The sequence below is a fragment of the Curtobacterium sp. MCBA15_005 genome (assembly GCF_001864855.1).
GTDB lineage: Bacteria > Actinomycetota > Actinomycetes > Actinomycetales > Microbacteriaceae > Curtobacterium > Curtobacterium flaccumfaciens.
In genome coordinates this window covers 100008-122753 of sequence record NZ_MJGL01000001.1, presented here as the reverse complement: position 1 = coordinate 122753, position 22746 = coordinate 100008, and the positions used below count along the sequence as shown (strand labels likewise).

The 22746-nt window shown below is 71.2% G+C and carries 20 protein-coding genes; 4 read left to right on the top strand and 16 right to left on the bottom strand.

Annotation, left to right across the window (positions count from 1 at the left end; all coding sequences use genetic code 11):
- Window positions 1-413: 413 nt before the first annotated feature.
- The 15 genes from tyrS to infC all read right to left on the bottom strand — a co-directional run bounded on the left by tyrS (window position 414) and on the right by infC (window position 16625).
- Complete coding sequence (gene tyrS, locus BIU89_RS00595; RefSeq protein WP_071244138.1) at window positions 414-1727, bottom strand: tyrosine--tRNA ligase; 1314 nt, start codon at window positions 1725-1727, stop codon at window positions 414-416.
- Between the two features lie 63 nt (window positions 1728-1790).
- Entirely contained in the window at window positions 1791-2489 is a 699-nt protein-coding gene (locus BIU89_RS00590) for a DNA-3-methyladenine glycosylase (RefSeq protein WP_071244136.1), read from the bottom strand.
- The gene (argH, locus tag BIU89_RS00585) at window positions 2486-3922 is read right to left on the bottom strand and encodes an argininosuccinate lyase (RefSeq protein WP_071244134.1); all 1437 of its coding nucleotides are present in this window, start codon (window positions 3920-3922) and stop codon (window positions 2486-2488) included. Before argH ends, BIU89_RS00590 begins: the two co-directional genes overlap by 4 nt.
- 38 nt (window positions 3923-3960) lie before the next feature.
- Window positions 3961-5157, bottom strand: coding sequence for an argininosuccinate synthase (locus tag BIU89_RS00580; RefSeq protein WP_071244132.1), 1197 nt, complete (start codon window positions 5155-5157; stop codon window positions 3961-3963).
- A gap of 18 nt (window positions 5158-5175) precedes the next feature.
- Entirely contained in the window at window positions 5176-6099 is a 924-nt protein-coding gene (gene argF / locus BIU89_RS00575) for an ornithine carbamoyltransferase (RefSeq protein ID WP_071244131.1), read from the bottom strand.
- Window positions 6096-7319, bottom strand: a complete 1224-nt coding sequence (locus tag BIU89_RS00570; protein ID WP_027466545.1) for an acetylornithine transaminase — start codon at window positions 7317-7319, stop codon at window positions 6096-6098. The genes argF and BIU89_RS00570 overlap by 4 nt, the downstream gene beginning before the upstream one ends.
- Complete coding sequence (argB, locus tag BIU89_RS00565) at window positions 7316-8368, bottom strand: acetylglutamate kinase (RefSeq protein ID WP_071244129.1); 1053 nt, start codon at window positions 8366-8368, stop codon at window positions 7316-7318. Before argB ends, BIU89_RS00570 begins: the two co-directional genes overlap by 4 nt.
- Window positions 8368-9567, bottom strand: coding sequence for a bifunctional glutamate N-acetyltransferase/amino-acid acetyltransferase ArgJ (gene argJ, locus BIU89_RS00560; RefSeq protein WP_071244127.1), 1200 nt, complete (start codon window positions 9565-9567; stop codon window positions 8368-8370). The genes argB and argJ overlap by 1 nt, the downstream gene beginning before the upstream one ends.
- On the bottom strand, window positions 9564-10661 hold the full coding sequence (locus tag BIU89_RS00555; RefSeq protein WP_071244125.1) for an N-acetyl-gamma-glutamyl-phosphate reductase: 1098 nt from the start codon (window positions 10659-10661) through the stop codon (window positions 9564-9566). The genes argJ and BIU89_RS00555 overlap by 4 nt, the downstream gene beginning before the upstream one ends.
- A 77-nt stretch (window positions 10662-10738) precedes the next feature.
- Window positions 10739-13231, bottom strand: a complete 2493-nt coding sequence (gene pheT, locus BIU89_RS00550; protein WP_071244123.1) for a phenylalanine--tRNA ligase subunit beta — start codon at window positions 13229-13231, stop codon at window positions 10739-10741.
- Complete coding sequence (gene pheS, locus BIU89_RS00545) at window positions 13231-14271, bottom strand: phenylalanine--tRNA ligase subunit alpha (RefSeq protein ID WP_027466550.1); 1041 nt, start codon at window positions 14269-14271, stop codon at window positions 13231-13233. Before pheS ends, pheT begins: the two co-directional genes overlap by 1 nt.
- Before the next feature lie 95 nt (window positions 14272-14366).
- Window positions 14367-15218, bottom strand: coding sequence for a TrmH family RNA methyltransferase (locus BIU89_RS00540; RefSeq protein ID WP_071244121.1), 852 nt, complete (start codon window positions 15216-15218; stop codon window positions 14367-14369).
- A gap of 65 nt (window positions 15219-15283) precedes the next feature.
- The gene (rplT, locus tag BIU89_RS00535; protein WP_017887975.1) at window positions 15284-15667 is read right to left on the bottom strand and encodes a 50S ribosomal protein L20; all 384 of its coding nucleotides are present in this window, start codon (window positions 15665-15667) and stop codon (window positions 15284-15286) included.
- A gap of 28 nt (window positions 15668-15695) precedes the next feature.
- Entirely contained in the window at window positions 15696-15890 is a 195-nt protein-coding gene (rpmI, locus tag BIU89_RS00530; protein WP_017887976.1) for a 50S ribosomal protein L35, read from the bottom strand.
- Window positions 15891-15950: 60 nt separating this feature from the next.
- Window positions 15951-16625 (bottom strand): translation initiation factor IF-3, encoded by a 675-nt coding sequence (gene infC, locus BIU89_RS00525; protein WP_081827403.1) that lies wholly within the window; start codon window positions 16623-16625, stop codon window positions 15951-15953.
- A 283-nt stretch (window positions 16626-16908) separates the two neighbouring features.
- On the opposite strand from infC, the gene BIU89_RS00520 reads away from it, so the two are divergent.
- The gene (locus tag BIU89_RS00520; RefSeq protein WP_027466553.1) at window positions 16909-17259 is read left to right on the top strand and encodes a DUF1844 domain-containing protein; all 351 of its coding nucleotides are present in this window, start codon (window positions 16909-16911) and stop codon (window positions 17257-17259) included.
- A gap of 75 nt (window positions 17260-17334) precedes the next feature.
- On the opposite strand, the gene BIU89_RS00515 is transcribed toward BIU89_RS00520, so the two are convergent.
- Window positions 17335-18648: a phosphotransferase gene (locus BIU89_RS00515; RefSeq protein WP_254791447.1), complete on the bottom strand. Its 1314-nt coding sequence runs from the start codon at window positions 18646-18648 to the stop codon at window positions 17335-17337.
- A gap of 128 nt (window positions 18649-18776) precedes the next feature.
- Here BIU89_RS00515 and BIU89_RS00510 point away from each other — a divergent pair, with 128 nt between their 5' ends.
- The 3 genes from BIU89_RS00510 (at window position 18777) to BIU89_RS00500 (ending at window position 22710) form a co-directional block, all read left to right on the top strand.
- On the top strand, window positions 18777-20249 hold the full coding sequence (locus tag BIU89_RS00510) for a CYTH and CHAD domain-containing protein (protein WP_071244120.1): 1473 nt from the start codon (window positions 18777-18779) through the stop codon (window positions 20247-20249).
- 20 nt (window positions 20250-20269) lie between these two features.
- Window positions 20270-20725 (top strand): MaoC/PaaZ C-terminal domain-containing protein, encoded by a 456-nt coding sequence (locus BIU89_RS00505; RefSeq protein WP_027466555.1) that lies wholly within the window; start codon window positions 20270-20272, stop codon window positions 20723-20725.
- A gap of 104 nt (window positions 20726-20829) precedes the next feature.
- The gene (locus BIU89_RS00500; protein WP_083404082.1) at window positions 20830-22710 is read left to right on the top strand and encodes a glycoside hydrolase family 2 protein; all 1881 of its coding nucleotides are present in this window, start codon (window positions 20830-20832) and stop codon (window positions 22708-22710) included.
- Window positions 22711-22746 lie beyond the last annotated feature (36 nt).

The following is a 22746-nucleotide window of genomic DNA, read 5'->3' as shown; positions in this document are numbered from 1 at the left end:
TCTCAAGGACCAGACGCACTTGCTCCTCAGCTCGAGTTCGAGCTTCAGCCACAAGGCTTGTGTTCTTGGCTTGCCACCGGTGGTTCGTCGGACCCGGAGGTCCAGTGGCTCATCCCGAGGGGAGAGAACCGGTGGGCTTGTCATCCTAGGCGTCGAAGCGATCCGGCGCAAGGCCCGATCTGAACTTCAGTGGAGGATGGTCCCGCTTGAGGGCCGACGTGCTCTGGGCTTTCGCTCCAGCCGCTCCGCCGCACCTTTGGGGTGACGAGTAAGAACTATACGCAGCCCTGAGCGAGTGCGCCAAGCCAGCTCCCATCCCGGGCGTGTCGCGTTGTGCAACACACGTCGCCCGGACGCAGCGATGCCCGGTTCCACAGGGGAACCGGGCATCGCAGGGGGTCGAGCAACCGGGGTCAGGCGAGGGTCACGCCGGCGAGGGTCTTCTTGCCACGACGCAGTACGAGCACTCCCCCGGGCAGGGCGAGGTCGGACAGCGGGGCGGCCGGGTCTTCGGCCCTGACGTTGTTCACGGAGACGCCGCCCTGGTCGATCGCGCGGCGGGCCTCGCCGAGGGACTTCACGAGTCCGGTCTCCACGAGTGCGCGTGCGACGTCCGCTCCGGAGTCGAGCGTGACCGTGCCCGGCAGCGCGGCGATCGCCGACCGCAGGGTCTCCGGGTCCAGCGCACCGAGCTCGCCGTTGCCGAACAGCGCGGCCGCGGCATCGATCGCCGCCTGGGTCGCCGCCACCCCGTGCACGATCGAGGTGACCTCGAACGCCAGGGTCCGCTGGGCTTCTCGTCGGAAGGGTTCGTCAGCGACGGCCTGCTCGAGTCGTTCGATCTCGGCACGCGTCAGGAACGTGAACTGCCGCAGTCGGGCGATGACGTCGGCGTCCGCCGTGTTGAGCCAGAACTGGTACAGCGCGTAGGGCGAGGTCATCTCGGCATCGAGCCAGATCGCGTTGCCCTCGCTCTTGCCGAACTTCGTGCCGTCGGAGTTCGTGATGAGCGGGGTCCCGAGGGCGTGCACCGTGGCCCCTTCGGCACGACGGATGAGCTCGGTCCCGGAGGTCAGGTTGCCCCACTGGTCCGAGCCACCGGTCTGCAGCGTGCACCCGTACTGGCGCCAGAGCTCGCGGTAGTCGAGCCCCTGCAGGATCTGGTAGCTGAACTCGGTGTAGCTGATCCCCGCATCGGAGTTCAACCGCGCGGCCACCGCGTCCTTCTTGAGCATCGAGTTGACGCGGAAGTACTTGCCGACGTCACGCAGGAAGTCGATCGCGGACAACGGCGCGGTCCAGTCGAGGTTGTTCACCAGGCGGACGCCGTTGTCGCCGTCCGGACTGAGGAACCGGGACACCTGTGCCTGCAGCCGGGACACCCACTCCGCCACGGTCTCCGGGGTGTTCAGCGTCCGCTCGGCCGTGGGACGGGGATCGCCGATGAGACCGGTCGACCCACCCACCAACGCGAGTGGCTTGTGCCCGGCGAGCTGCAGCCGGCGCATGGTCAGGAGCTGCAGCAGGTTGCCGCAGTGCAGCGACGGCGCCGTCGGGTCGAAGCCGCAGTAGTACGTGATCGGCTCACCGTCGAGGGCCTCTTGCAGCGCGGTCTCGTCGGTCGAGACCTGCACCAGACCGCGCCACTGGAGTTCGTCCCACACCGAGTCGAAGGCGGGGTCGTTCTGCTGGCGCGTCAGGACGTCTTGAGCGGTATCACTGGACACCCCGCCATCGTAGCGGCGACGGACGTCCGTCAGGCGCGGCAGCCGGGAGGCCCGGGGCCGGGTTCACGAGTCGAGGGCGCCCTTGTGCCGTCGGTACGTCGAGACCGTGGGGTCACCCGTCAGCCAGAAGCGCCAGGGGTACCGCACCCCGCCGGCGATGCCGCCGACGCCGGTGCGCGGGCCGCGGGAGATCCGCGGGACCGCAGCGCCCGCGGGCGGACCGGCCAGGGTCTCGGACAGGAGCTCGTCGACCACGTGGGCCGGTCCGGCGGAGGCGAGCCGGGCCTCCAGGCCGGGGGCCAGGGTGAGCACGAACGGACCGGACCCGTCGAGGAGCGACGTGCCGTCGTCCTGCCCGAGGACCGCTCCGAGCGCACCACCGAGGTTGCCGGGCCCACGTGCCAACGCGACGTCCGCGACCTTCGAGCCGCGACGCGCTCGCGCGACGTCCAGTCCTTCGACGACCTCGGCACCGCGTAGCAGGGAGCCCGACGAGGTTCCGGCCGGCCCGCTCACGACGTTGACGCAGGTGTGGATGCCGTACGAGCGGTAGGCGTACAGGGTGCCGGGCGGACCGAAGAGGTGGCGGTTGCGCTCCGTCATCCCCCGGTGTCCGTGTGAGCCGGGGTCGGTGGGGCCGGAGTAGGCCTCGACCTCGGTGATGCGGAGCGCCACGCCGCGCCCCGCGATCGTCGCACCGAGCAGGGCCGGCGCGATGATCGGGGCGGGCTCGGCGAGCAGCGCGGCGATCCCCGGGGTCATCGCGAGAAGGGTGCACCCTCGGCCAGGTCGCGGACGCGGCGGGTGACGGACGCGAGCTGCTCGGCGACCCGGTCGGGTGCGGTGCCGCCGACGCCGGAGCGCGATGCGACGCTGCCCTCGATGGTCAGGACGGAACGGACGTCGGGCGTGAGGTGCTCGGACACCGACCGGTACTCGTCGTCGGTCGGCTCGTCGAGCTCGATGCCGCGCTCCTCGCAGTACCGGACGAGCGCGCCGGAGACCTCGTGCGCATCCCGGAACGGGACGCCCTGACGGACCAGCCACTCGGCGACGTCCGTCGCGAGCGAGAAGCCCTGCGGTGCGAGCTCGGCCATCCGGTCGGTGTCGAAGGTCAGGGTCGCGATCATGCCGGTGAACGCGGGCAACAGGACCTCGAGCGTGGCGACGGAGTCGAAGACCGGCTCCTTGTCCTCCTGCAGGTCGCGGTTGTACGCCAGCGGCAGTCCCTTGAGGGTCGCGAGGAGCCCGGTCAGGTTGCCGATCAGGCGCCCCGACTTGCCCCGGGCGAGCTCGGCGATGTCCGGGTTCTTCTTCTGCGGCATGATGCTCGAGCCGGTCGAGAACGCGTCGTGGAGCCGGACGAAGCCGAACTCCTTCGTGTTCCAGAGGATGATCTCTTCCGACAGGCGCGAGACGTCGATGCCGATCTGCGCGAGGACGAACGCGAACTCGGCGACGACGTCACGCGCTGCCGTGGCGTCGATCGAGTTGTCCGCCGGACGGTTGAAGCCGAGCTCCGCGGCGATCGCGGCGGGGTCGAGGCCGAGGGAACTGCCCGCCAGCGCACCGGCACCGTACGGGCTGACGCTCGCGCGGCCGGCCCAGTCGCGGAGGCGCTCGAGGTCGCGGACGAGCGGCCAGGCGTGCGCGAGCAGGTGGTGGGCCAGGAGCACCGGCTGTGCGTGCTGCAGGTGCGTGCGCCCCGGCATGATCGCGGCCGGGTGCTCGGTCGCCTGCTGGGTGATCGCGTCGACGAGGTCGATGACGAGCCGGCCGATGCGCCGTCCGTGGTCGAGCATGTGCATGCGGCCGAGGGTGGCGATCTGGTCGTTGCGGCTGCGGCCGGCACGGAGCTTGCCACCGAGCTCGGGACCGAGGTCGGCGATGAGCAGGCGTTCGAGGGCGCCGTGGACGTCCTCGTCGGAGTCGTCGGGCTGCAGTGTGCCGTCGACGTGCGCCGCTTCGAGCCGGTCGAGGCCGGCGAACATGCGTTCGAGCTCGTCGGCGGTCAGGTAGCCCGCGGTGTGCAGCGCTCGGGCGTGGGCACGGGACCCCGCGATGTCGTAGGGCGCGAGCTGCCAGTCGAAGTGCGTCGACTTCGAGAGCGCGGCGAGGGCCGCACTCGGGCCGTCGGCGAAGCGGCCGCCCCAGAGGGCACCGGTGTTGGTGGCGTCGGTCTTCTCGTCGGTCATGTCGTCCTGCGTCGTTTCGTCTGTGGTGCGGCTGTCGGTCAGTTCGCCGCGTCGCGGCGGGCGGAGATCTTGCTGGGCAGTGACCAGAGCTCGATGAACCCCCTGGACACGGACTGGTCGAACGCGTCGCCGGTGTCCGACGTCGCCAGGTCGAAGTCGTAGAGGCTCTGCTCCGACCGACGGCCCGTCACGGTGGCACGCCCGCCCTGCAGCCGCAACCGGACGTCGCCGGAGACGTGCTGCTGGGTGTGCTCGACGAAGGCGTCGAGGCTGCGCTTGAGTCCGCCGAACCACAGGCCGTCGTAGACCAGGTCGGCCCACTCGGACTCGACGCCGCGTTTGAACCGGGCGACGTCGCGCTCGAGGGTGAGGCTCTCGAGCTCCTCGTGCGCGGCGATGAGCGCGATCGCGGCCGGCGCCTCGTAGACCTCGCGCGACTTGATGCCGACCACCCGGTCCTCGACGACGTCGATCCGCCCGACGCCGTGCTTGCCGGCGACCGCGTTGAGCTCCTGCACCATGCGCAGCACGCTGAACCGCTGCCCGTCGAGGGCGACCGGGACACCACGGTCGAAGGTGATCGTGACCTCGTCGGCTTGCTGCGGGAGCGCCGGGTCCTGCGTGGTCGCGTAGAGGTCGGCGGCGGGGGCGTTCCACGGGTCCTCGAGGAGCCCGGTCTCGACGGCTCGGCCCCACACGTTCTGGTCGACCGACCACGGCTCCCGCTCCGAGTGCTGGATCGGCAGCCGGTGCTCCTGCGCGTACGCGATGGCGCGGTCGCGGGTCAGGGCGAGGTCCCGCACCGGGGCGACGGTCCGCAGATCCGGTGCGATCGCCGCGACGGCTGCCTCGAAGCGGACCTGGTCGTTGCCCTTGCCGGTGGAGCCGTGCGCGACGCTGTCGGCACCGAGTTGCTTCGCCGTCAGCGCGAGGTGCTTCGCGATGAGCGGGCGGCTCAGTGCCGAGACGAGCGGGTACCGCTTCTGGTAGAGCGCGTTGGCCCGGAGCGCCGGCACGATGTACTCGTCGGCGAACTCGTCCTTGGCGTCGACGACGAGTGACTCCACGGCGCCGCAGTCGAGCGCACGCTGCCGGACCGCCTCGAGGTCCTCGCCGCCCTGGCCGACGTCGACCACGAGTGCGACGACGTCCTTGCCGGTGGCGTCGCGCAGCCAGCCGATCCCGACGGAGGTGTCGAGACCGCCGGAGTACGCGAGGACGACGCGGTCAGCCACTGGTGTTCGGTCCGTCGGCTAGTCGTTGGCGAGCAGCCAGGCCAACAGCGCCTTCTGGGCGTGCAGACGGTTCTCCGCCTCGTCCCAGATGATGCTGCGCGGGCCGTCGATGACGTCGGCGGTCACTTCGAACCCCCGGTCGGCCGGCAGGCAGTGCATGAAGACGGCGTCGTCGGCGGCGTGCTCCATGAGCGCGTCGTCGACGCGGTACCCCGCGAAGGTGTCGAGACGCGACTGCTTCTCGGACTCCTTGCCCATCGACACCCAGGTGTCGGTGACGACCACGTCGGCACCCGCAACCGCGGCCACCGGGTCGGTCACCACGAGGACGGAACCGCCCGTCACGGCGGCGCGTTCCTCGGCGTCGGTGACGACCTGCGCCGACGGGGAGAACTCGGCGGGGGCGGCGACGCGGACGTGCATGCCCGCCGTCGCCCCGGCGAGCAGGTACGACTGCGCCATGTTGCTCGCGCCGTCACCGATGAACGCCACGGTCTGCCCGGCGAGGGCGCCGCGGTGCTCACGGATGGTGAGCAGGTCGGCGAGGAGCTGGCAGGGGTGGAAGTCGTCGGACAGGGCGTTGACGACGGGGACCGTCGTGCCGGCGGCCATCTCCTCGAGCCCGGCCTGACCGTAGGTGCGCCACACGATCGCCGACACCATGCGCTCGAGCACGCGGGCGGTGTCCGACGGGGTCTCCTTGCCGCCGAGCTGGCTGTTCGCCGTCGAGATGATCAGCGGGCTGCCGCCGAGGTCGGAGATGCCGACGTGGAAGGACACCCGGGTACGGGTCGACGACTTGTCGAAGATCACCGCGACGCTCTGCGGGCCGGCCAGCGGCTTCTCCGCCCAGCGGTCGGCCTTCATGCGGTCGGCGATGTCGAGGATCGCGGACTGCTCGGCCTGGCTCAGGTCGTCGTCGCGGAGGAAGTGGCGGGTCATGCGGTGGGCTCCTGCGCTGCGGCGACGGCCGCGAGGCTCTGGGCGAGGATCGACAGGAACTCGTCGATCTCGGCGTCGGACACGATGAGCGGCGGCGCGATGCGCAGGCTCGACTCGTTGGGGGCGTTGATGATGAGGCCACGCTCGAGGGCGGCTGCGTTGACGGCCGGACCGATCGGACCGGTCAGACCGACGCCGATGAGCAGGCCGGTGCCACGGACCTCTTCCACCAGCGGGGAGCCGATGGCGCGGATGCCGTCACGGATCCGCTCACCCTTGACCACTGCGCCGGCGACGAGGTCGGCGCGCTCGATCTCCTCGAGCACCGCGTTGGCGACTCGGGTGCCGAGCGGGTTGCCGCCGAAGGTCGAACCGTGCTGCCCGGCCGAGAACAGGTCGGACGCCCAGCCGAACGTGACCAGGGCGCCGATGGGGAAGCCACCGGCGATGCCCTTGGCGACGGTGATGGCGTCCGGCGTCACGCCGTGACCCTGGAACGCGAACCAGTTGCCGGTCCGGCCGACGCCCGTCTGGATCTCGTCGAGGATCAGCAGTGCGCCGTGCTCCGCGGTCAGTCGGCGTGCCGCCAGCAGGAAGCCCTCCGGCAGGTCGACCACGCCGGCCTCGCCCTTGATGGGTTCGAGGATCAGGGCGGCGACGGAGTCGTCGATCGACGCTTCGAGCGCCTCGATCGAGGTGTCGATGTGCTCGACACCCGGGATCATCGGCAGGAAGTCCTGCTGCAGCGCGGGCTTGCCGGTGAGCGCGAGCGCGCCCATCGTGCGGCCGTGGAAGCCCTGCTTGAGCGCGAGGATCCGGGTCTTGGTGCCGTCCGCACCCTTGTTGAGGCGGGCAAGCTTGAACGCGGCCTCGTTCGCCTCGGCGCCGGAGTTGCCGAAGTACACGCGGCCCGCGTCGCCCGCGCCGGTGATGCGCTTGAGGCGCTCGGCGAGTTCGAGCTGCGGCGGGGTGGCGAAGTAGTTGGACACGTGCACGAGCTTCGCGGCCTGGTCGGCGATCGCCTCCACCAGGGCGGGGTGCGCGTGGCCGAGCGAGTTCACCGCGATGCCGGCGAGGAAGTCGAGGTACTCGTTGCCCTCGACGTCCCAGACGCGGCAGCCCTGGCCGCGCTCGAGCATGATCTTCGGCGGGGTCAGGGATCGCATGAGCGACGCCCCGAACCGGTCGTTCCAGGTCTCGGTCTGCGTCTCGGTGCTCACTGCTGGTGTCCCTTCTCGTTCGTACCCGCCACGTGCTGGCCGGTACTGCTGTCGATCGACGGCGACGCCACGCGGCGGCCGATCTCGGCGTGGGTCATCTGGTTCTCGGTTCGTCGGCTCGGGTCCGGGATCACCTCGGTGCCCGCACCCCGCAGGGTGAAGACCTCGAGCAGGATCGAGTGCGGGATCCGGCCGTCGATGATGGTCGCGCCACCGACCCCGCCGACCACGGCGTCGAGGCACGCGGTCATCTTGGGGATCATCCCCGACTCGAGGCTCGGCAGGAGCTCGCGGAGCTCGTCGACCGCGATGAGGTCGACGATCGAGTCACGGTCGGGCCAGTTGCGGTACAGGCCGGGGACGTCGGTGAGCATCATGAGCTTCGAGGCCCGGAGCGCGATCGCCAGGGCACCCGCCGCAGCGTCCGCGTTCACGTTGAGCGCCTGGTCGGGGTGTGCGTCGTCGATCGCGATGCTCGAGACGACCGGGATCCGGCCGGCCTCGATCGCGGCGAGCACACCGGACGGGTCGACGTGGGTGATGTCCCCGACGTGGCCGAGGTCGTACTCCTGCCCGTCGACCACGACGCCCTTCTTCTCGCCGGTGAACAGCGATCCGCCGTCGCCGAACACGCCGACGGCCAGGCCCTCGCCGTGTTCGTTCATCAGTTCGACGATCTCGCGGTTGACCTCGCCGGCCAGGACGTCGCGGACGACCGTGATCGCCTCGGTCGTCGTGACGCGGTAGCCGCCGCGGAACTCGGACTCGATGCCCTGTTCCTTGAGGGCGGCGGAGATCTGCGGACCCCCACCGTGCACGACGACCGGGTGCAGGCCGGCGTAGCGCAGGTAGACCATGTCCTCGGCGAAGGCGCGCTTCAGGTCCTCGTTCACCATGGCGTTGCCGCCGAACTTGACCACGACGACCTTGCCCGAGAAGCGTTTGAGCCACGGCAGCGACTCGATGAGCGTCGCCGCCTTGACCGCGGCGAACTCGTGTTCTTCTTCCTTCGTGAGGGGCGTGCCGGCCCCGTTCGTGTCGGCCGCCATCAGCTGGAGTACGCGCTGTTCTCGTGCACGTAGTCGTGCGTGAGGTCGTTGGTCAGGATCGTGGCCGAGTGCGTGCCGACACCGAGGTCGATGCGCACGTGGGTGTCACGCGGGGTCAGGTCGACGGAGTCGCTCGGCTCGTCGGGTGCGCCCGCGTGGCAGACCCGGACGCCGTTCATGCTGACGTCCACCGCGTACGGGTCGAACTCGGCGTCGGTGGTGCCGATCGCTGCGAGCACCCGGCCCCAGTTCGGGTCGTTGCCGAAGACCGCAGCCTTGAACAGGTTGTTCCGGGCGACGCTCCGACCGACGGTCACGGCATCGTCCTCGGTCGCGGCGTGCACGACCTCGATCGCGATGTCGTGGCTCGCGCCCTCGGCGTCCTGCTGCAGCTGGCGGGCCAGGTCGGCACAGACCGCGGTCAGGGCCTCCTGGAAGTCACCGACCTCGGGCGTCACGCCGCTCGCACCCGACGACAGCAGGACGACGGTGTCGTTCGTGGACATGCAGCCGTCGGAGTCGACCCGGTCGAACGTGATGCGGGTGGCAGCGCGGAGCGCCTGGTCGAGCTGGTCCGGGGTCTGCACGGCGTCCGTCGTGATGACGACGAGCATCGTCGCGAGGCCCGGGGCGAGCATCCCCGCACCCTTGGCCATGCCGCCGACGGTCCAGCCGTCCTCGGTCACGACGGACTGCTTGGCCTTCGTGTCCGTCGTCATGATCGCGGTGGCCGCATCCGGACCGCCGTCGTCGCTGAGTGCCGCACTCGCCAGGTCGACGCCGCGGAGCACGTTGTCGCGGAAGGTCTGGTCGCCCACACCGATGAGCCCGGTGGAGCAGACGACGACGTCGCCGGCCCCGATCCCGAGGGCGTCGCCCACGGCTTCGGCCGTCAGGTGCGTGGTCTGGAAGCCGAACGGGCCGGTGAAGCAGTTCGCGCCGCCGGAGTTCAGGACGACGGCGCGCGCGACGCCGTCCCCGACGACCTGTCGGGACCAGATGACGGGGTGCGCCTGGGCCCGGTTGCTGGTGAAGACGGCGGCCACGGCCGCGTCGGGGCCGTCGTTGACGACGAGGGCCACGTCCGGCTTGCCGCTCGTCTTGAGACCGGCGGTGACGCCGGCGGCGCGGAAGCCCGCTGCCGCGGTGACGCCCTGGAGGCCCGGCTCGGGCTGGGTGGTCGTGCCTGCGTCGGTCACGGTGCGACTCCGTCCACGCTGAGGCCCGTGGTCTCGGGGAGACCGAGGGCGATGTTCGCCGACTGGACGGCGGCGCCCGCCGTGCCCTTGGCGAGGTTGTCGAGCGCGGTCACCGCGACGACACGGCCGGCGGCCTCGTCGACGGCGATGCCGACGAGCGCGGTGTTCGCACCGATCGTGTCCGCGACCCGGGGGAACTCGCCCTCGGGCAGCAGGTGGACGAACGGCTCGTCGGCGTACGCCTGTTCCCAGGCGAGTCGGACGTCGCGTGCGCTGACGCCGGGCGAGAGCTTCGCGGTGGTGGTCGCCAGGATCCCCCGCGACATCGGGACCAGGACCGGCGTGAACGAGATCGTCACGTCGGACGCCCCCGCGACCTGCAGGTTCTGCTGGATCTCGGGGACGTGCCGGTGCGAGCCGCCGACGGCGTACGCGCTGGCAGACCCCATGATCTCGGAGGCCAGGTAGGTGGTGCTGAGCTTCTTGCCGGCACCGCTCGGACCGACGCTGAGCACCGCGACGAGGTCGTCGGACTCGACGAGGCCGGCCTGGATGCCCGGCTGGATGCCGAGCGTCACCGCGGTGACGTTGCAGCCGGGCACCGCGATGCGCTTCGTGCCGACCAGGGCGGAACGCTGCTTGCCCTGCGAGGCGATGTCGTCGACCTCGCGCCATTCATCGGCCGAGCCCGGGGTGGGCGCCGCGAGCAGGAGCTCGGGCAGCCCGTAGGTCCACGCGCCGAAGTAGTCACCGCCGTAGAACCGCTCCCACGCCGCCGGGTCCGTCAGACGGTGGTCCGCGCCGCAGTCGATGACGAGCGTGTCGTCACCGAGTTCCGCGGTGATCGCTCCCGACTGCCCGTGCGGCAGTGCCAGGAACACCACGTCGTGCCCGCGCAGCGTCTCGGCCGTCGTCTCCGCCAGGGTCAGGTGCGACAGTGAACGGAGGTGCGGCTGCGTCGCGATCAGGGGCTGTCCGGCGTTCGAGAACGCCGTCACCGTCCTGACCTCGAACTCGGGGTGGGCGGAGAGCACGCGCAGGAGCTCACCACCCGCGTAGCCGGAGGCTCCCGCCACGGCGACGGATACGGACATGGGATTCCACCTTTGGTCGGACTGGTCGTCGAGAGAGTCGGAGGCGGCGACCCCGGGCGGTGCTGATCCCGTGTGGGTCAGTCGCGCAGGGTCGCCCCGAATCGCTCGCCGGCACGTCGGACAGCGCCGTCACGGGCCTCGGTGGCCTCGGCAGCGGTCAGCGTGCGGTCCGTGGCACGGAAGCGCAGGGCGAACGTCAGGGACTTCTGTCCCTCGTCCACGCCGGAGCCCCGGTAGTCATCCACGAGCCGAGCATACTCCAACAGGTCTCCGGCGCCAGAGCGCACCGCATCCAGCACGTCACCGGCCGGCACGTCGGCGTCGACGACGAGCGAGAGGTCCTGCGTGGCTGCCGGGTAGGAGACGATCGGCGCGACCGCGACGAGTTCCGGGGCCGCGGCGACCAGTGCGTCGAGGTCGAGCTCGACGACCGCCACCACGCGGGGCAGGACGGCGGCCTCGGCCAGTTCGGGCAGGAGCTCTCCGGCGACGCCCACGACCGTGCCGTCGACGAGCAGCGACGCGGCCCGGCCCGGGTGCAGGGACGGGTGGGTCGTCTGCGCGACGGTGAGTTCGACACCGACGGCCCAGGCGACCTGGCGGGCCGCATCGATCGCGTCGGCGATGCCGAACGGTTCCGCCGTGGTGCCCGGCTGCTTGACGACCCGGTGGCCGGTGAGCAGTGCGGCGATGTGGAAGGGCTGGGCGGGCAGCGAGGCGTCCAGCGCCTCGAGCGTCGCACGGTCGGGCCGGGCGGCGCCCGCCGGGACCTCGTCGGTGCCGAGCGTCACGCCCGTCACCGGCAGGAACACCCGGGACGTCTCGTAGAGCGCGACGTCGACGAGCCCGCGCGACACGTTGCGGCGGGCGGCGTCGACCAGGGCCGGCACGCCGCTGCGGCGCAGGAGGTTCTGCTCGCTGTCCAGGGCGTTGGCGAGCACGACGCTCGGTCCGCCCTGCGGGTCGATCCCCGGGTAGGCGTCCTGCGTGGCCGCGGACACGAACGGCGCCGTGACGACCTCGGTCAGGCCCGCCGCGGCCAGCGCCGAGGCGACCCGACGACGAGCCTGCTGGTGCCGGGTCAGGCCCCGACCGGGAGGAGCGACCGGCAGCACGCTCGGGATCCGGTCGTAGCCGACGATGCGCGCGACCTCTTCGACGAGGGTGGTGTCGTCGGTCAGGTCGGGACGCCAGGTGGGCGGGGTGACCGCGAGCTGCTCACCGTCGGCCTCGACCGTGGCGCCGATCGCGCGGAGTGTGTCGATGACCTCGGCGTCGGTGTACTCGACGCCGACGAGCTCGGCCGGACGCGAGAGCCGCATCGCCACGGTCGCCCGCGGCTCGGTGTCGACGAGCGTGGACCCGAGGGTGTCAGCGGTGCCGCCGGCGAGCTCGACGAGGAGCTCGACGGCACGGTTCGCCGCGGCCTCGGCCACCTGCGGGTCGACACCACGCTCGAAGCGACGGGATGCCTCGCTGGGGAGCTTGTGGCGACGAGCGGTGCGGGCGATGGAGACCTGGTCGAACCCCGCGGCCTCGATCAGGACGTCGGTCGTGCTCGCCGAGATCTCGGTGCGGGCTCCGCCCATGACGCCGGCGAGGCCGACGGGACCGTCGTCGTCGGTGATGACGAGGTCTTCGGGGTCGAGCTTCCGGACGGTGCCGTCGAGGGTCTCGAGCGTCTCGCCAACGGCCGCCCGGCGCACGCCGAGGCCGCCCACGACGGCCTGCAGGTCGTAGCCGTGGAGCGGCTGGCCGAGCTCGAACATGACGTAGTTCGTGATGTCGACGGGCAGGGAGATGGAGCGCACCCCGGCCAGCGACAGGCGCGACACCATCCAGGACGGTGTCTTCGCGGCCGGGTCGATCCCGCGCACGACACGCGTGACGAACGTCGACGCTCCGGCCCGACCCCGGATCGGGGCCTGGTCATCGATCGTGACCCGGAAGCCCTCGGCCGTACGCGGCGCGACGCGGTCGACGGGGTCGTGGAAGCTCGCTCCGGTGGCGTGCGCGTACTCCCGGGCGACCCCGCGCATGCTGAGCACGTAGCCGCGGTCCGGCGTGACGTTGATCTCGACCGCGGCGTCGTCGAGGCCGAGGAGCGCGATGGCGTCGGCACCGACGGTGGGGTCCATGCCGAGGTCGGCGAAGCGCAGGATGCCGTCGTGCTCGTCGCCCAGCCCGAGCTCGCGGGCCGAGGCGATCATGCCGTCGGACACGTGCCCGTAGGTCTTGCGGGCTGCGATCGGGAACGGCCCGGGCAGGACTGCGCCGGGCAGCGTGACGACGACGAGGTCGCCGACGTCGAAGTTGTGCGCGCCGCAGACGATGCCGCGGGGCTCGGCTTCGCCGACGTCCACCTGGCACCAGTTGATGGTCTTGCCGTTCTTCTGCGGCTCGGGGACGCGCTCGAGGACCCGACCGACCACGATGGGTCCGGTCAGGTCGAAGGTGTGGACGTCCTCTTCCTCGAAGCCGACCGACACGAGCGCCGCGTGGACGTGCTCGAGGGTGACGTCCTCGGGGAGGTCGACGGACTCACCGAGCCAACGGAGTGGGACGCGCATCAGACCACCGTTCCGAACTGCTGCGAGAAGCGGATGTCGCCCTCGAGGAAGTCACGCATGTCGTTCAGGCCGTTGCGGAACTGCAGTGTCCGCTCGATGCCCATGCCGAACGCGAAGCCCTGGTACTCGTCCGGGTCGATGCCGGCGGCACGCAGGACGTTGGGGTTCACCATGCCGCAGCCACCCCACTCGACCCACCGCGCGCCACCCTTGGCGTTCGGCTGCCAGACGTCCATCTCGGCGCTGGGCTCGGTGAACGGGAAGTAGTTCGGGCGGAGCCGGATCTGCGCCTCGGCGCCGAACATCTGCCGGGCGAAGTGCTCGAGCGTGCCGCGCAGGTGCGCCATCGTCAGACCCTTGTCGATCGCGATGCCCTCGACCTGGGTGAAGACCGGCAGGTGCGTGGCGTCGAGCTCGTCGGCGCGGTAGACGCGACCCGGGGCGATGACGTACAGCGGGAGGTCACGCGACAGCAGCGACCGCACCTGCACCGGTGAGGTGTGGGTGCGCATGACCAGGTGCCGGTCGACGGGCTCGACGAAGATCGTGTCCGCCATGGCCCGGGCCGGGTGGTCCTGGTCGAAGTTCAGCGCGTCGAAGTTGAACCACTCGTGCTCGAGCTCGGGGCCTTCTGCCACTTCCCACCCCATGCCGACGAAGATGTCGGCGACGGCTTCGTTCAGCAGCGAGAGCGGGTGGCGGGAGCCGGTGGCGCGGTGGACCGGCAACGCGGTGACGTCGACGCGCTCGGCTTCGAGCCGCGCGCGCTCCTCGGCCACCGCGAGGACGGATTCCTGCTCGGCGATCGCGGCGTTCACCCGCCCACGGGCCTGCCCGACGAGCTTGCCTGCCGCGGCCTTCTGCTCCGGCGGCACACTGCGCATCGATGCGTTCATCCGCGCCAACGGTGACTGCTCACCGGTGTGCTCGGCCCTGGCCTGCTTCAGTTCTGCGACCGTCGTCGTGGCACGGACGGCGGCGAGGGCCGCGTCCACCGCGTCGGCGACGGCCGATTCGCTGATCTCGAGAGGTTCTGACACGAGACCCAAGCCTACCGGCCGTCGGGATACCACCCACCTGCACCGAGCGGACGGTGGATGACCGACGCCGACGACCGGCCTGGGAGGGACGAGGGTCAGCTCCGGAGCGCGAAGGCCGACTCGTACAGGCACACCGACGCGGCCGTGGCGAGGTTCATCGACTCCGCCTGCCCGTAGATCGGCACCTTGACGGCCCGGTCGACGAGCGCCAGGTCGTCGGCGGTGAGTCCGCGGGCCTCGTTGCCGAAGACCCACGCGGTCGGTCCGTCGAGCATCCCCTCGGCTCGGACCACCGGCAGGTCGTCGCCGGAGACGTCCGCCGCGAGCACCGTGTAGCCCAGGGCCTTCGCCCGCTCGATCGTGTCCGCCAGGGTCACGCCGACGGACACCGGGACGTGGAACAGGGACCCGGTCGTCGACCGGACGACCTTCGGGTTGTACGGGTCGACCGAGCGTCCGGTGAGCACCACCGCGTCGGCGCCGGCCGCGTCGGCGGCCCGGATGATCGTGCCGGCGTTCCCCGGGTCCCGCACCTCTTCGAGGATGGCGACCAGTCCGGGCAACGCGGCCTGCTCGTCGGACGCATCTCGGGCCTCCTGGTCGGCGGCGGCCGCAGCGCGGTCCGGGAAGACGTCCTTCACCGACGTCGGGAACTGCTGGCACACCGCCACCACGCCCTGCGGGGTGACCGTGTCGGCCATCGCGTCGAGCACCTGCTCGGTCACGAACCAGGTGTCCACCGGCGCGTCGTCGAGCCCGTAGCGGGCAGCGGCGGTCGGGGTCACGTAGAGCTCGCGCAGGAGCTCCGGGGCGTACTCCAGCGCTTCGCGGACCGCCTGGGGCCCTTCCAGCAGGAACAGGCCGGTCTCGGCCCGGACGTCCTTCTTGGCCAGGGCCGCAACGGCCTTCACGCGTCCGGCACGGGGGTTCTCGAGGAGATCGCTCACGACCCAAGTCTAGGAACGACGAAACCCCCGCCGTGCGGCGGGGGTTTCGCGAGCAGAAGAACTGACTACGCAGCCTTCGGGGCCGAGGTGTCGGCCGGGAGGGCCTTCTTCGCGGTCTCGACGAGCGCGGTGAAGGTCTCGGGGTTGTTCACCGCGAGGTCGGCGAGGATGCGACGGTCGACCTCGACGCCGGCCAGGTTGAGACCCTGGATGAGGCGGTTGTAGGTCAGGCCGTTCGCACGGGACGCAGCGTTGATGCGCTGGATCCAGAGGCGACGGAACTCGCCCTTCTTCGCGTGACGGTCGCGGTACGCGTAGACGAGGGAGTGGGTGACCTGCTCCTTGGCCTTGCGGTACAGGCGCGAACGCTGGCCGCGGTAGCCCTCGGCGCGTTCGAGGATGACGCGGCGCTTCTTGGCGGCGTTGACCGCTCTCTTTACTCGTGCCATTGCACTATTCCTTTACGATCTGCGGGGCTCAGTGGCCGAGGAGCTTCTTGACGTTCTTCGCGTCACCCTTGGAGAGGACCTGGTCCTCGTTCAGGCGGGCCTTGCGCTTGGAGCTCTTGACCTCGAGGTTGTGACGCATACCGGCCTGCTGCTTCATGATCTTGCCGGTACCGGTGACCTTGAAGCGCTTCTTCGACCCGGAGTGGGTCTTCTGCTTGGGCATGGTGGTGCCTTTCCGTGGGATGGATGGGGGGCCGCGTCGTTGCGGGGTCGGTCCGGGGACCTATTCGGCCGCGGCGTCCGTGGATTCCGCGGCTGCCTCGGACGTGGAACCGGCCTCGGCCTCGTCCTTGCCCTTCGCGGCGTGCTCGGTGGCACGACGCTCGGCCTTCTGTGCAGCACGCTTGGCGTTCTGCTCGCCCTTGACGTCGGACTTGTTCTTGAGCGGGGCGATGATCATCGTCATGTTGCGGCCGTCCTGGGTCGGACGCGACTCGACGACACCGAACTCGGCGATCTCTTCCGCGAACTTCTGGAGGAGACGGACACCCTGCTCCGGACGCGACTGCTCGCGGCCACGGAAGAGGATCATCGCCTTCACCTTGTCGCCACCGAGGAGGAACCCCTCGGCACGCTTGCGCTTCGTCTCGTAGTCGTGCACGTCGATCTTCAGGCGGAAACGGACCTCTTTCAGGTCCGTGTTCACCTGGTTGCGACGAGCTTCCTTGGCCTTCTGAGCGGCTTCGTACTTGAACTTGCCGTAGTCCATGATCTTGGCCACGGGCGGCTTCGAGTTCGGCGCGACCTCGACCAGATCCAGTTCGGCTTCCTGCGCGAGACGCAGTGCCATGGCGATCGGGACAACGCCGACCTGCTCACCCTGAGGACCGACGAGTCGGACTTCGGGAACGCGGATTCGGTCGTTGGTACGGGGATCGGTGATGCGGAGCTCCTTCAATCAGGTGGTGGCCGTCCGGGGCGTTTGCCCTGGACGACAGCACGAGAGAGGAGATCTGACGCACGGGATGTCAACCCGTTCGGCAGCCGCCCTGCATCGGATCCGTGGGATCCGACCGACGAGCACAACACGTGCACTCGCGGAGCGGTGGTGACCCGGTAGCCTGGTGGAACGCGGCCGCGGGTGGGAGAGACTCCTCTTTCGTGACACCGTCCGGGTGTTGTCGAGGAACTGACGGCACACGGACAGCATCTGCCGCGAGCAAGCCTAGCAGAGGAGCACCGTGAGCGACACCCCGATCGACGACACCGGCATCGACGCCGCCAGGGACATCGCGGAGGTGCCGGCGGTCGAACTCATCAACACCGTTGCGGTGCACCTGCTCAGTGCCGCGGCCGTGAAGGTCGGCCTGGCCGACGACCCGCAGGAACAGACCGACCTGGACGAGGCGCGGAAGCTCATCACCGCGCTGGCCGGCCTGGTCACCGCCGCCGCGACCGAGATCGGCGACCACCACGCCCGTCCGCTCCGCGACGGACTGCGGTCGCTGCAGCTCGCCTTCCGCGAGGCGTCGGCGATCCCGGACCCGATCGGTGCCGGACCGGGCGAGAAGTACACGGGTCCCGTCAACTAGACGACGTCACCCGGTGACGGACGGGAGGCCCGTGGCGGTGTCGCCACGGGCCTCCCGTCCGTCCGTGGGTCGCGCTCAGGACCCGCTGTCGCCGACCAGGCGCGCGACGGCCGCGAGCGGGATCCCGACCCAGTCGGGTCGGTTGCGGGTCTCGTAGACGACCTCGTAGACCGCCTTGTCGAGCTCGAAGGCGTCGAGCAGTGCGCTGTGGGCAGCGAGGTCCGCGCCGGTGCCCCGCTGGTAGCCCTCGAGGAAGCGGGCTCGCGCCTCGGCTGCCCACGAGGCTGCGTCGACCGGTTCGGCATCGTGTGCCAGCGCGCCCGCGACGTAGTCGAAGGAACGCAGCATGCCCGCGACGTCGCGAAGGGTGACGTCCGGCAGCGAGCGTTCGTCGAGGGGGCGGAGCGGCTCGCCCTCGAAGTCCAGGAACACCCACCCGCGGGGGTCCGGTGCCGACAGGACCTGTCCGAGGTGCAGGTCACCGTGGATGCGCTGCAGATCCGGCCACGTCGCGTCAGCGGCACGGGCGTAGACCGCGCGGATGGCGTCGACGTGGTCGGCGACGGCCGGGGCCTCGCGGGCGGCGGTGTCGAGTCGGGCGTGCATCGTGGCGACGGCGGCGTCCCGTCGGGGCGCGTCGGCGGGTTCCGTCGGCAGCGCTCCGGCGAGGGTGCGGTGCACGTCGGCGAGCGCGGTGCCGAGCTGCTCGGCGCGGTCACCGAACGGGGTGCCGGCCTGCGCCTCCTGCAGGGCGACGCGCCAGGCGTCGTCGAGCCCGGGCAGGAACTCCTGGGCGAAGGCGAGGTGCCCCGTCGCCGTGCCGTCCGGGCGTCCGATGTCGGGCCAGTCGGCGCGGAGGGCGCCGTAGACCCGCGGCACGCGCGTGCTGCCCGCCGCCGTGAGGGCGAGCTGCGTGGTCACGTCGGGGTTGTCGCCGTGGTGCAGCACGCGGAAGACCTTGATGATGACGCGGTCGCCGGACTCGGTGTCGCAGATGACCGACGTGTTGGACTGCTCACCCGTCAGGACGCGGGCGGCGGTGACCCTGCCGATCGGGCTGAGGCTGTCCGGTGCCGTGTCGATGCGTGCGGCGAGCGCCGAGACCCATGCGAGGTCGGTGGTGGCGTCGACGATCGCGCCGTCGGGGTCGCTGGTGATCGGTGACTGGTAGAGGACGGGGACCGCGGGGGCCTCGTCGAGCACCAGCCGGGTCCCGTCCTCAGTGGAGATCGTCCGGAGGCGTGGCACGGACCCCTTCGAGGCGTACCAGCGGCGGTCGGCGATCCAGGACTCGAGGTCGCGGTCGCTCGGCGTGCTGGTGAGGGCTGTGGTGTCGGGGGCGCTGTGGTCTGCGCGGGTGTCGGGGGCGCTGGGTGCTCCGTCGCTCATGCAGCGGAACCTACGCGCCGGGGCCTGGCGAGGTGCCGAGTCCCCCACAGGACACCCCGGGCAGGACTCCGTCCACAGAACCCCGCTGCCCCCGGTCTGACACGGGTGCGTCGGACGACACTTGCGGCATGCCCCGATCCGCTGCCGCTCCTGCCTCCGCCGCTGACGCTGCACCTGCGCTCCCCGACCCCCGCCGGACCTGGCGGATCCTCGACGACCGCAGGCTCCCCGCACTCGAGCCGTTCGCCGCCGACGTGCGCCGTCACGAAGCGGTGACGGTGCGCGAAACGGTGTGGGACTCCGACGACCGGGTGCTCGCCGCCGAGGGTGTCGTGCTCACACGCTCGCCGGACGGCGACTGGACGATCGACCGGGGCGGGCACGGTACCGGCCCGGAGCCGCTCGGGGGCGTGTCCGACGATCCCCCGCGAGATGCCGTCGAGGTGTTCCTGCGTGGTCGTCCCCTGCGGACGGTCCTGGTCCGTGACACCACCACGACGCTCGTGACCCTGCGCGGCGGGGACGGCCGGGTGCGGGCCGAGGTCGCCGACGTGCGCGTGGACGACGGCGACCCGGACACCACCGTGCTGCGGTCGTCGCGGTGGTGGGCCCTGACCGACGACGGACGCGACGGCGGCACGGCTCGAGCGGCCGAACGAGCGCTGCACGACGCGGCGACCGATCCCGTGGACGTCGCGTCGGTTCCGCTCCCCCGCGGCCCCGAGCCCGCCCCGGAGCAACGACGCGGCCGAGCGAAGCGCCCCCGGCCGGACACCGCCGCCGGGTTCGTCCTGCGAGTGCTCGATGCCCTGCGGCGTGACCTCGTCGCGGTGGATCCCCGGGTACGGGCCGACGAGCCCGAGGCCGTGCACGACCTGCGGAAGGTGCTGCGCCGCCTGCGGAGTGTGCTCGCGGCGTTCCGCGGCGCGCTCGACCGCCGGGCGACCGAGGAGCTCCGTGCCGCCCTGGCCCAGACCGGTCGGGTCGCCGGGACCGCTCGCGACGCCGAGGTGCTGCACGCCGGCTTGTCCCGGTCGGCGGCACGAGCCCCCGACGGGTACGTGGACGCCGGGACCCTGGACCGCATCGGTTCGGCGACGGCGGAACGTCGCAGCGTCACCGCTGCTGAGCTCCGGCGAGCGCTGCGCTCCGACGCCTGGTTCCGGACGCTCGACGCCCTCGACGACCTGCTGCTGCGGGCACCGGCCGGCCCGCACGCGGACGACGACGCAGCCGCGTTCGTCACCAGGCGCATCCGGCACGAGCGAGCACGCGTCGGTCGGCTGCTGGGCGATCCCAGCGACGACCTCGACACCCTGCACGAGGTCCGGAAGGCCGCGCGCCGGTTGCGCTACGCGCTGCAGGCGGCCGGGGACCTGCCCGACGTCGGCAAGCGTCGGCTCGGACGGCTGCGACGGGTGCAGGAGACCCTGGGCGAGACGCTCGACGCCGCGCACGCAGCCGATGCGTACCGAGGGCTGGCCGCTGTGGCAACGCAGCACGGCGAGGACACGTTCGGGTACGGCGTCCTGGCGACGACCGAGCTGGCGGCCAGCGCGCAGGGCCTGCACCGATCGCGGAAGCTGCTCACCCGGCTGTGACCGGGTGCGAGAATCGGGCCGTGCCGCACTACTTCGAGGACCTCGCTGCCGGACAGACCTTCACCACACCGGGGCGCACCATCACCGAGGCGGACGTGGTGTCGTTCGCCTCGTGGACGAACGACAACAACCAGGTGCACACGGACGTCGAGTTCGCCGGGAAGACCCGGTACGGGCAGCGGATCGTGCACGGGCTGCTCGGCACCTCGCTGTGCCTCGGGCTCATCGCGCGCACGGGTGTGTTCGAGGGGTCCGCGGTGGCACTGCTCGGGATCGACCAGTGGCGCTTCACCGAGCCCGTGTTCATCGGGGACACCGTGACCTGCACCGTCGAGGTCCTGGGCACCCGGCTGACGAGTTCGGGCACGACCGGGATCGTCGAGCGCGCGGTGGCGCTGCGGAACCAGCACGGCGTGGTCGTCCAGCAGGGACGGATGGACGTCATGGTGCTCACCCGCGACGCCGCGATCGACTGAGCGACCGCTCGACGAGAGCCCCGCCGAACCTGTTCCGCGCAATCCCGGCTCCCTGTTCACAACGAGCCCTTTACAACGATGTACCGGCACGGGAGCATGGACGCATGAGCACGCTCGACGGCACCGTGGCCGCACCTGACTCCGCTTCCGCCCCCGGCCTCCCCCTCGCTTCGCGGCAGGACGGCACGTACCCCCGGCCGCAGATGCTCCGCACCGCGTGGGCCGACCTCGACGGCACGTGGTCGTTCCGGAACGACGGCGACGACCCCGCCTGGCACACGGGCTTCGCCGACGCACGGGACATCGTCGTCCCGTTCCCGCCCGAGTCCCCGGCCTCGGGCATCGACGAGCCCGGTTTCCACCCCGTGGTCTGGTACTCCCGTGCGATCACCCGCTCCGAGCTCGACGCCGCCGGGTTCGGCGACGGCGCCCCTCGACTCGTCCTGCACTTCGGCGCCGTCGACCACCGTGCCCGCGTCTGGATCGACGGGCAGTTCATCGGCGGACACGAGGGCGGCCACACCCCGTTCTCCTTCGACGTCACCGAAGCCCTGGCCGCCGACCCCGACGCCGTGCACACCCTGGTGGTCCGCGCCGAGGACGACCCGCACGACCTGACCCAGCCGCGCGGCAAGCAGGACTGGCACGAGGACCCGCACGCGATCTGGTACCGCCGGACCACCGGGATCTGGCAGACGGTCTGGCTCGAGGCCGTGCCGTCCGCCTCGATCGCGTCCCTGCGCTGGACGAACGTCGACCACGCGACCATGCGCCTGACGGTCGGGCTCGACGGTCACCGCACCGGCGGGGAGCGCCTGCGCGTCGAGGCCCGCTGGGACGACCGCGACGAGCACCTCGCCACGATCGAGACCACCGTCGGCGAGACCGGCGACGAGTTCGACGTGGTCGTGCCGATCGCGCGGCAGACGAACGGGCAGGCCGAGGACGAGCTGCACTGGACGCCGGACACGCCCCGGCTGATCGACGCCACGGTCACGCTGCTGCCGAGCGCCGGCAACGCCACGACTGCGAGCACGGGCGCGCTCGACGCCGTCGCCAGCTACTTCGGGATCCGGACGGTCGGGGTCGACGGCGGCGCGTTCCTGCTCAACGGCCGACGCCACGACGTCCGCAGCGTCCTGAACCAGGGCTACTGGCCCGAGTCGCACATCGCCGCCCCGTCCCGCCAGGCACTCCGCCGCGAGGTCGAACTCATCAAGGAGCTCGGCTTCAACGCGGCCCGCAACCACCAGAAGATCGAGGACCCGCGGTTCCTGTACTGGGCCGACCGACTCGGACTCATGGTGTGGGGTGAGGCTCCCGGCGCCTACGCGTTCTCCCCCCGCGCCGTGCAGCGTCTGATGCGCGAGTGGATGGACGCCGTCGAGCGTGACGCCTCGCACCCGTCGATCGTCACGTGGGTGCCCGCCAACGAGAGCTGGGGCGTGCAGCACATCGCCACCGACCCGGCCCAGCAGGCCTACGCCCGGGCCCTCGCCGACGTCACGCGGGCGTTGGACCCGACGCGTCCGGTGATCTCGAACGACGGGTGGGAGCACACGAACTCCGACATCGTCACGATCCACGACTACGAGGGCGACGGCCCCCGGCTCGGGGCCACCTACGCGGACGAGACCGCACGGGCCCGACTCCTCGGTGGCATCGGTCCGGCGGATCGCCGCATCCTGGTCGGCGGCGCCGAGGACTTCGGCCAGCCGGTCATGCTCACCGAGTTCGGGGGCGTGAACTACCAGCCGGGCGTCCAGCGCGAGGACGGCTGGGGCTACACGTCGGCCAGCGACGGCGACGACTGGGTCGCCCGCATCACCGCGCTGTACGACGCGATCCGTGCGAGCTCGTTCCTCGCCGGGTCCTGCTACACGCAGCTCACCGACACCATGCAGGAGACCAACGGCCTGCTCAACGCCGACCGGTCGCCGAAGGTGCCGATCGAGCAGATCCGTCGCGCGGTCACGGGGCGCTAGCCGGGAGGCCCGCACTTCGTGAGCAGTAATGGTCGG

Excerpts from the sequence above, each read along its gene's own strand:
- BIU89_RS00555 (WP_071244125.1), bottom strand. The coding sequence starts at position 10,661 with ATGTCCGTATCCGTCGCCGTGGCGGGAGCCTCCGGCTACGCGGGTGGT.
- BIU89_RS00590 (WP_071244136.1), bottom strand. The coding sequence starts at position 2,489 with ATGACCCCGGGGATCGCCGCGCTGCTCGCCGAGCCCGCCCCGATCATC.
- BIU89_RS00515 (WP_254791447.1), bottom strand. The coding sequence starts at position 18,648 with ATGAGCGACGGAGCACCCAGCGCCCCCGACACCCGCGCAGACCACAGC.
- rpmI (WP_017887976.1), bottom strand. The coding sequence starts at position 15,890 with ATGCCCAAGCAGAAGACCCACTCCGGGTCGAAGAAGCGCTTCAAGGTC.
- argH (WP_071244134.1), bottom strand. The coding sequence starts at position 3,922 with ATGACCGACGAGAAGACCGACGCCACCAACACCGGTGCCCTCTGGGGC.
- BIU89_RS00500 (WP_083404082.1), top strand. The coding sequence starts at position 20,830 with ATGAGCACGCTCGACGGCACCGTGGCCGCACCTGACTCCGCTTCCGCC.
- BIU89_RS00510 (WP_071244120.1), top strand. The coding sequence starts at position 18,777 with ATGCCCCGATCCGCTGCCGCTCCTGCCTCCGCCGCTGACGCTGCACCT.
- rplT (WP_017887975.1), bottom strand. The coding sequence starts at position 15,667 with ATGGCACGAGTAAAGAGAGCGGTCAACGCCGCCAAGAAGCGCCGCGTC.
- argB (WP_071244129.1), bottom strand. The coding sequence starts at position 8,368 with ATGGCGGCCGACACGAACGGGGCCGGCACGCCCCTCACGAAGGAAGAA.
- argF (WP_071244131.1), bottom strand. The coding sequence starts at position 6,099 with ATGACCCGCCACTTCCTCCGCGACGACGACCTGAGCCAGGCCGAGCAG.
- pheT (WP_071244123.1), bottom strand. The coding sequence starts at position 13,231 with ATGCGCGTCCCACTCCGTTGGCTCGGTGAGTCCGTCGACCTCCCCGAG.